Annotated in this window: 7 protein-coding genes; 2 read left to right on the top strand and 5 right to left on the bottom strand. The window is 62.7% G+C overall.

Annotated features, from left to right (window positions below):
- Window positions 1–62 precede the first annotated feature (62 nt).
- The 5 genes from ANI01nite_RS16810 to ANI01nite_RS16480 form a co-directional block, all read right to left on the bottom strand.
- A complete protein-coding gene (locus tag ANI01nite_RS16810) occupies window positions 63–218 on the bottom strand; it encodes a hypothetical protein (RefSeq protein ID WP_170214681.1) in 156 nt (51 codons plus the stop codon).
- Between the two features lie 165 nt (window positions 219–383).
- The gene (locus ANI01nite_RS16495; RefSeq protein WP_141359340.1) at window positions 384–2,066 is read right to left on the bottom strand and encodes a formate--tetrahydrofolate ligase; all 1,683 of its coding nucleotides are present in this window, start codon (window positions 2,064–2,066) and stop codon (window positions 384–386) included.
- A gap of 350 nt (window positions 2,067–2,416) precedes the next feature.
- Window positions 2,417–2,983 (bottom strand): type II toxin-antitoxin system RelE family toxin, encoded by a 567-nt coding sequence (locus ANI01nite_RS16490; protein ID WP_218024329.1) that lies wholly within the window; start codon window positions 2,981–2,983, stop codon window positions 2,417–2,419.
- A complete protein-coding gene (locus tag ANI01nite_RS16485; protein WP_083515521.1) occupies window positions 2,980–3,288 on the bottom strand; it encodes a type II toxin-antitoxin system Phd/YefM family antitoxin in 309 nt (102 codons plus the stop codon). The genes ANI01nite_RS16490 and ANI01nite_RS16485 overlap by 4 nt, the downstream gene beginning before the upstream one ends.
- Before the next feature lie 287 nt (window positions 3,289–3,575).
- Complete coding sequence (locus tag ANI01nite_RS16480; protein ID WP_141359338.1) at window positions 3,576–5,036, bottom strand: MDR family MFS transporter; 1,461 nt, start codon at window positions 5,034–5,036, stop codon at window positions 3,576–3,578.
- A 148-nt stretch (window positions 5,037–5,184) separates the two neighbouring features.
- On the opposite strand from ANI01nite_RS16480, the gene ANI01nite_RS16475 reads away from it, so the two are divergent.
- Window positions 5,185–5,778 (top strand): TetR/AcrR family transcriptional regulator, encoded by a 594-nt coding sequence (locus ANI01nite_RS16475; protein WP_141359336.1) that lies wholly within the window; start codon window positions 5,185–5,187, stop codon window positions 5,776–5,778.
- A 212-nt stretch (window positions 5,779–5,990) separates the two neighbouring features.
- Window positions 5,991–8,213 carry an NADP-dependent isocitrate dehydrogenase gene (locus tag ANI01nite_RS16470; protein ID WP_141359334.1) on the top strand — a complete coding sequence of 741 codons (2,223 nt, stop codon included), beginning with the start codon at window positions 5,991–5,993 and terminating at the stop codon, window positions 8,211–8,213.
- Window positions 8,214–8,266 lie beyond the last annotated feature (53 nt).

Raw genomic sequence — 8,266 nt, 5'->3', positions numbered from 1 at the left:
GGCCGGGGATTCCTTATGGAATCCCCGGCCCCGGGCCGGTCTCGTGCTGGACTGTGCGCCGCTTAGCCTTCGTCCTCTTCTTCGCCGTCGGCACCTTCATGGCCGAACGGGATGGGCGCGCTCTGTGCGTCGTCCGGATCAGGGACAGCAGTATTCTCGCCCTCTGGATCCGGGGTCTGGCGTGGTCCTGTGGTTTCGTCGTGATTTGCGGTTCCCATGGTTGCTTCCCTTCTTCCGTGCCTTGTCTTGATGCCAGCTGGAGGGTGCTGGTTCCACACAGCCTAGCCGGGGGAGCTGCGTGGAGTCTGGCGCGCTCAGCGAACTATCATGTTCGCCCGCAGTGGAACGGTGCCCGCGGGCAGCATCCGCGGCGAGTCGGCCAGCTACGACAATCCGATGGCGTTGCCCTGCTCGTCGACATCCATGTGCACGGCAGCCGGAACCTTCGGCAGGCCCGGCATCGTGGTCAGCGCCCCGGTAATTGCCACGATGAATCCGGCACCGGTCTTGGGAATCAGCTCGCGGACCTGCACGGTGAAGCCGCTGGCGGCGCCGAGCAGCTGCGGGTCATCGGAGAAGGAGTATTGCGTCTTGGCGATGCAGACCGGCAGGTGGGACCACCCATTGCCATTGATCTGCTGGAGCATCCGCCGGGCCTTGGCGGAGTACTCGACGCCTTCGCCCCCGTAGATTTCGCGCACCAGAGCCAGGATCTTGTCCTCGACCGGTTGCTCCAGCTCGTACAGCGGGGCGAAATTGCCCGGTTCCTCGATGGCGCGCAGCACCGTGGCGGCCAGCTCGGTGGCCCCGGCCCCGCCGTGGCCCCAGACATCGGCTACGGCGCAGGCGATGCCCTGCTGCTCTGCCCAGCTGGTGACCGCTTCCAGCTCGGCATCTGTATCCGTGGTGAAGCGGTTGATGCCGATGACCGGCTTGATGCCGAACTTGGCGATGATCGACGCGTGGCGTTCAAGGTTCGGCAGCCCGGCCCGTACGGCCTCGACGTTTTCGGTCCCCAGCTCTTCCTTGGGTACCGAACCATGCATCTTCAACGCGCGGACGGTGGCGACAATGACCACCGTGTCCGGCGGGCACCCGGCGTAGCGGGCCTTGATGTCCATGAATTTTTCGGCGCCCAGGTCGGTGCCGAAGCCGGCCTCGGTCACCACTACATCGGCCAGTGCGCGGGCGGTGTTGGTGGCGATGGCGGAGTTGCAGCCGTGGGCGATGTTGGCAAAGGGCCCGCCGTGGATGAGTGCGGGAGTGCCGCCGATGCTCTGCACGAGGTTGGGCTTGATGGCTTCCTTGAGCAGCAGCGCCATGGCACCTGCCGCGCCCAGGTCATCGGCGGTGACCGGAGCCTTGGCGTAGGTGTATCCGACGGTGATCCTGCCCAGCCGGGCGCGCAGGTCCGCGAGCCCGGTGGCCAGGCAGAACACTGCCATGACTTCGGAAGCGGCGGTGATTTCAAAGCCTGTTTCACGCGGGACCCCGTTGGCGGTACCGCCCAGGCCGATCACCACGTGGCGCAGTGCCCGGTCGTTCATGTCCAGCACGCGCTTGAAGGTGATGGACCGCGGGTCGATGCCCAGCGCGTTGCCCTGCTGCAGGTGGTTGTCGAGCATCGCCATGAGCAGGTTGTTTGCACTGGTGATCGCGTGGAAATCCCCGGTGAAATGCAGATTGATCTCGTCCATGGGCAGCACCTGGGACTGGCCGCCGCCGGTGGCGCCGCCCTTCATGCCGAAGCTCGGGCCGACCGAGGGCTCGCGCAAGGCGATCATGGTCTTGGTCCCGGTGGCCGCCAGCGCATCGGCCAGGCCCACCACCATGGTGGATTTGCCTTCCCCTGCCGGTGTCGGGGACATGCCGCTGACCAGGACCACTTTTCCGCGCTGGGTTCCACTGGGCAGCAGCGCCGGATCGATCTTGGCCTTGTATTTGCCATAGGGCTCCAGCGCAGCGTCCGGAATTCCGGCGGCTTCGGCGATTCGGGAGATCGGTGCGAGCACTGCCCGCGAGGCAATCGCGAGATCGCTCATGTCGGTGTCCTGCACTGCTGCCATGCTGCGTCCCCTATCTGGCGGCCCGGTGATCCGGGGATGAGGAAGACCAAGGCTTTTGGAATTCCCTGATTGGCCTTCAAGCTATCACCTAGTAGGCGAGTCGAGAAGGCTGCGCCGGGCAGTACGTGGAACGGTGTCTATCCGAGCCGGGCCTGGCGAAGTGGTAACAGTGCCTGTTCCACATTTCACGGAGAAGGTGCCCCTCTATTGAAGCCAGCGATTCTCAGCTCTGAAACGGCACAGAACCAACTGTGAGGCGTCATTGCAAGCAATCTTGATAGGCGTCGGATGATCAACACGAAGAGCGCTTGGCTAGTACGCCGCTGAGCTCGGCGGTGCCGGCGGAAGGTTTAGCTGTCCTTGTTGCGGGACCAATGCTGCATGAGTCTTTGCTGGGCTTGCTGTTCGCTCAATCCTGAAATCTCTTGTGTGGACAGATGGAGTTGTTCTACGAGCGCAGCTTCCATCCACTCGGGCAAGACAGATCCCCGTGCGGGTTCAGGTTGAGCTTCAACGGATTCGTAGAGCCGTCCCATCCGGGCAATGACGTCTTTGAGCGATTGAATCTTCGGGTTATCGCCCATGCGTGCGACCCGTGAGGTGAGCTCATCGTAAACCTCGCTATCCGAACGAGCGCCAACAGCCCAGACCTCAGAAATATCAAGAATTGGGCGGCCGGACGCGTCTTCGGTAATGCGCCATACGATTCGCCAGTCGCGATCGCCAACCACTAACTTGCGGAAACCGACTAGCGCACCGAGCAAGGGCTCGCCAGCCTCAGGGGATTTTTCGAGCAGCAGCATCTTCTTGAAAACGGATCGCACGATCTGCGGGTCCTTTTTGTGAAGGCGATGCAGGTCAGATACTGCGTCTTCAGTTAGCCTGACGATGCACAGGCGGTCTTGAGGCTGATTCACGAATTATCAGACTGGGCTTCTTCGGCATTTTCTGCCTCAAGCTCTGCGCGGTTCAAATTGAAGAACTCCATCGCTTGGTCAAGAGTCGTGCGTACGCCGCTATCGGTGGCAAAGCGCGCCATGACCAATGCGGCATCGCGCAGGGTGTCGCGGTCCTGACGCAGCTGAGCGATTTCCTTGGCGGAAACGACTTCGGCCACGACCTTGCCATGGCGAGACAAGGGGGTATCCCGGCCTTCCTCGGCGGCGGCGACAAGGGCAGAGAGTCCCGCGCGTGATGCTTCTGTGATGCTTAAAGTAGTCATATGAAAACTATATAGATTTCTACCTAGATTTTCTAGTGGGCCTTCCGTGCCTCGTTAAAGCAAAAGCTGGGTCGCCACCCTTGGTAGCAACCCAGCTTGAGAGAGCGGGGGATCCGTTAGCTTGAATGCTTCCGTTCAAGGAACTGATTACGCAACGAATTCACGGACTGGAGGGCTTGGCTTTCGTCGGTTCCAATGTTTTCTTCGACCCATGAGTAGTAGCGGTAAGCTTCATCCAGGATTCCTGGAATAAAGTCGTCGGGATCAACAATCGCCGACGTGGTGCCTCAGCGATTCGCGCTGGGCTTCTCGCCCTTGATCATGAAGGCGAAAATGATGCCGAGCGTGGCCAATACCGCGCCGACGATGAACGAGATGTGCGCGCCAGAGAACAAGGCCTCGGCCACCTCGGACCCGGCGTCCAGCTGGACCTTGGAGAGCAGCGACATCACGGTCACGAAGATGGTGGTGCCGATGGCCCCGCCCAGCTGCTGCGCGGTATTGAAAATCGCCGAACCGTGGCCGAACAGGCGCGGATCCACCGATGCCATCGCCGAGGACATCAGTCCGGTCATCAGCAGGCCCAGGCCGATGGAGAACACCACGTGGCAGGCTGCGAACATCCACAGGGAGGACTCCGTGGTCACCGAGACATACATCCACTGCCCGGCAGCCAGGATCACGGCGCCGGGGATCAGGACCGGGCGCGGTCCGCGCTTGTCGTAGATCCGCCCGAAAATCGGCGAGGCGATGGCCTGGGCCAGCCCGCCGGGAAGCAGCATGATGCCGATCTGCAGCGAATCGATGCCCTGGCCGGATTCCAGCAGGATCGGCACGATCATCAGCGAGCCGAGCAGGGTGCCGAAGGCGATCATGATCATCGCGATCGCGAAGCTGAAGCTGCGCGAGGTGAACGGGGAAAGGTTCAGCAGTTCGCGGCCGCTTGGGGCCAGCTTGACCTGGCGGATGATGAACAGGGCCAGCGCCACCAGGCCGATTCCGAAGCTGGCGATCATCATCGTGGCGTTATCCGCAGCCTGCTCGATACTGGAAATGCCGTAGACCAGGAACCCGAAGGCCAGGGCCGAGAGCAGGACCGAAGCGGAATCCACCTTGAGCTTGCGAGCGGTGGAAGGGAGCTTGAAGAAGATGGTGCCCAAGACCAGGACCGCCACGGCGATCGGCAGCATCAGGACGAAGATGTAGTGCCAGCCCAGGGCGTGCACGATGGCGCCCGAAACGGTCGGCCCGATGGCCGGGGCCACGCCGATGACGATCGAGTTCAGCCCCATGACGGTGCCGCGCAGGTGCACCGGCACCAGCGCCAAGGTGGTGGACATCAGCAGCGGCAGGATGATCGCCGTGCCCACGGCCTGGATGATGCGCGCTAGCAGCAGGAAGGCGAAGTTCGGGGCCACGACCGCGATGGCGGTGCCGACGATGAAGCTGATGATCGCGAAGAAGAACAGCGAGCGGTGCTCGAAACGCTGCAGCAGGAAGCCGGTAGTGGGGATGACTACCGACAGGGTCAAAAGGAACCCGGTGGTCAGCCATTGGCCGGTGGATGCCGAAATGGACATGTCCTGCATGATGCCCGGAAGTGCCACGGTGAGCACGGTTTCGTTCAGGATCATCATGAATGCGGCCAAGGCCAATGAAGCGATGATGCCGGTCAAGGCCTTGCCGGAAAGCTGCCCAGCGGGCCCGGCTCCGGGCTTTGCGCTGGTTGCAGCGGGTTTTGTCGTCATGAATTCTTCTTCCTGTGGGATGCCAACCAGCAAATACTGTCACACTCTGCCACTTTCTCGTAAGTGAATCTGTCAGACTGTGACAGGAAACTAATTCGGCGGTCGCAGCCTGCACGGCGCAGGCGGCCGCAGGGCAAAGGAGAGCGCCATGGGGATTCGCGAGGACCGCAAAGCGGCCACACTGAAGGCAATTCAGGCAGCGGCCTTGGATCTGGTGGAATCGCGCGGCTTGGACTCGGTGACCGTGGGGCAGATTGCCGCCCGGGCCGGCATTTCCGAGCGCACGTTCTTCCGCTACTGCGACTCCCGGGAAGCGGCCATCGTGCCTGCCCAGCATGAGCTGATCGAGGCCGTGACCGGATGCGAGATTGCCTCCGGCTCCACGGGCGCGCAGATTTTCCGGCTGCTGGCCGCCGAGTGCCGCAAGCTCCTGGCGGCCGAGATCCGCACTAGCGAGTACCGCCGCATTTCCCGGCTGATTGTCATCGAGCCGAAGCTGCTGCTGGCCATTACCCGGCAGGAGGAAGCCTTCTCGGCGGCCACCGCGCAGGAGCTGCAGCGCCGCGGGCTGCTGCCGGCCATGCCCGCCTTGATCATCGGCGAAACCCTGGCTGCCCTGTGGCGGGTGGCCTGGCAGTGCTTCGGCCGAGCGGAGCGGGCCGGGGAGCCTGCGGATCCGGTTGAGCTCTTCGATGCGGCTCTGGCGAATCTGGCAGCCCTGGCCGGGCCTGTGCCCGAATAGCGAAGGCCAATCTTGAGTTATCGCCGATTAACTTAAATGTGACGAACTGCTTGCGGGCAGTCCAGCCCGGGATTTCGGCGAAAATGGGGGATTGCCGCGCGTATTTCTGCTGGCCGGAAAGTGTGGTGCTGGGCAAAATCAGGTAGATTTGGAACGTTGAGTTCAGGGCGGTAACACCGCTTCCGCACGACGTTCAGGGAGACGCCACACCTATGGCAAAGATTATTTACACCCACACCGACGAAGCGCCAATGCTGGCGACCCACTCGTTCCTGCCAATCGTGGAGGCCTTCGCGTCGACCGCCGGGGTGGAACTTGAGACCCGCGACATCTCGCTGGCCGGTCGCATCATCGCTACCTTCCCGGACTATGTCACCGAGGAACAGCGCATCGGTGACGCACTGGCGGAACTTGGCGACCTGGCCAAGACCCCGGAAGCGAACATCATCAAGCTGCCGAACATCTCGGCTTCGATCCCGCAGCTGAAGGCCGCCATCGCCGAGCTGCAGGCTGCCGGCTACGCACTGCCTGACTACCCGGACAACCCGTCCTCGGATGAGGAAACCGACATCCGCGCACGCTACGACAAGATCAAGGGTTCGGCAGTGAACCCGGTGCTGCGCGAAGGCAACTCGGACCGCCGCGCCCCGCTGAGCGTGAAGAACTACGCCCGCAAGTACCCGCACTCCATGGGCGAGTGGGCAGCCGACTCGAAGACCAACGTGGCCACCATGGGTGCCGACGACTTCGCTTCCAACGAGAAGTCCGTGGTCATCGACGCGGACAAGAAGATCTCGATCCGCTTCGTTGGCGAAGACGGCGAAGTCAAGGTCCTGAAGAAGCCATTCGACGTGCTCAAGGACGAAGTCATCGACGGCACCGTCATGCACGCCGCAGCGCTGTCCGAGTTCCTGAAGAACTCCGTGGCCCGCGCCAAGGAAGAGGGCATCCTCTTCTCGGCGCACCTGAAGGCCACCATGATGAAGGTCTCCGACCCGATCATCTTCGGCCATGTAGTCAAGGCCTACTTCTCCGAGCTGTTCGAGACCTACGGCAAGGAACTGGCAGCGGCCGGCCTGAACCCGAACAACGGCCTGGCAGCTATCCTGAACGGCCTGGACGAGCTGTCCGACGAGGTCCGCGCCGGCGTCGAGAAGCTGATCGCCAAGGGCCTGGAAGAAGGCCCGGCAGTTGCCATGGTCGATTCCGACAAGGGCATCACCAACCTGCACGTCCCATCGGATGTCATCGTTGACGCTTCCATGCCTGCCATGATCCGCCTGGGCGGCAAGATGTGGGATGCCAAGGGCAACACCGCAGACACCCTGGCCGTGCTGCCTGACTCCTCCTACTCCGGCGTCTATCAGACCGTGATCGAGGACTGCCGCGCCAACGGCGCCTACGACCCGACCACCATGGGCACCGTGCCGAACGTCGGCCTGATGGCGCAGAAGGCCGAGGAATACGGCTCGCACGACAAGACCTTCGAACTGTCAGCCAACGGCCACGTGCAGATCGTCGACGAGAACGACACCGTGCTCATCGAGCACCAGGTCTTCGCCGGCGACATCTGGCGCGCCTGCCAGACCAAGGACGTTGCCATCCGCGACTGGGTGAAGCTGGCAGTGAACCGCGCCCGGGCCTCCCAGACCCCGGCAGTGTTCTGGCTGGACGAGAACCGCGCCCACGACGCAGTGCTGATCGGCAAGGTCAACGAGTACCTGAAGGAACACGACACCGATGGCCTGACCATCGAGATCCTGTCCCCGGTCGAGGCCACCAAGTACTCGATCGAGCGCATCCGCAAGGGCGAGGACACCATCTCGGTGACCGGCAACGTGCTGCGCGACTACCTGACCGACCTGTTCCCAATCCTGGAACTGGGCACCAGCGCCAAGATGCTGTCCATCGTTCCGCTGCTGGCTGGCGGCGGCCTGTTCGAGACCGGTGCCGGCGGCTCCGCTCCGAAGCACGTGCAGCAGCTGGTGAACGAGAACCACCTGCGCTGGGATTCGCTGGGCGAATTCATGGCACTGGGCGCCTCCTTCGAGCACCTGGCAGTGACCACCAACAACGCCCGCGCCCAGGTGCTGGCAGACACCCTGGATGCAGCTACCGGCACCTTCCTGCTGGAAGACAAGTCGCCTAAGCGCAAGGTGGGCGAGCTGGATAACCGCGGCAGCCACTTCTACCTGGCCAAGTTCTGGGCAGAAGAGCTGGCCAAGCAGGACAAGGATGCGCAGCTGGCTTCCGCGTTCGCCGAGGTTGCCAAGGTGCTGAACGAGAAAGAGCAGACCATCGTGGCCGAGCTCGCCGAGGTCCAGGGGCAGGCTGTGGACATCGCTGGCTACTACCGTCCGGACGAGGCCAAGACCTCCGCTGTGATGCGCCCAAGCGCAACCCTGAACAAGGCTCTGGAACTGCTGACCAAGTAGTCTCTTGAGCTAAACAGGCAGGCGCCGTTCCCTTATCGGGGAACGGCGCCTGC

The sequence above is a fragment of the Glutamicibacter nicotianae genome, assembly GCF_006539525.1.
Classification (GTDB): Bacteria; Actinomycetota; Actinomycetes; order Actinomycetales; family Micrococcaceae; genus Glutamicibacter; species Glutamicibacter nicotianae.
Note: the sequence above shows the minus strand (reverse complement) of the source record. Positions and strands in the feature narration are given on the sequence as shown.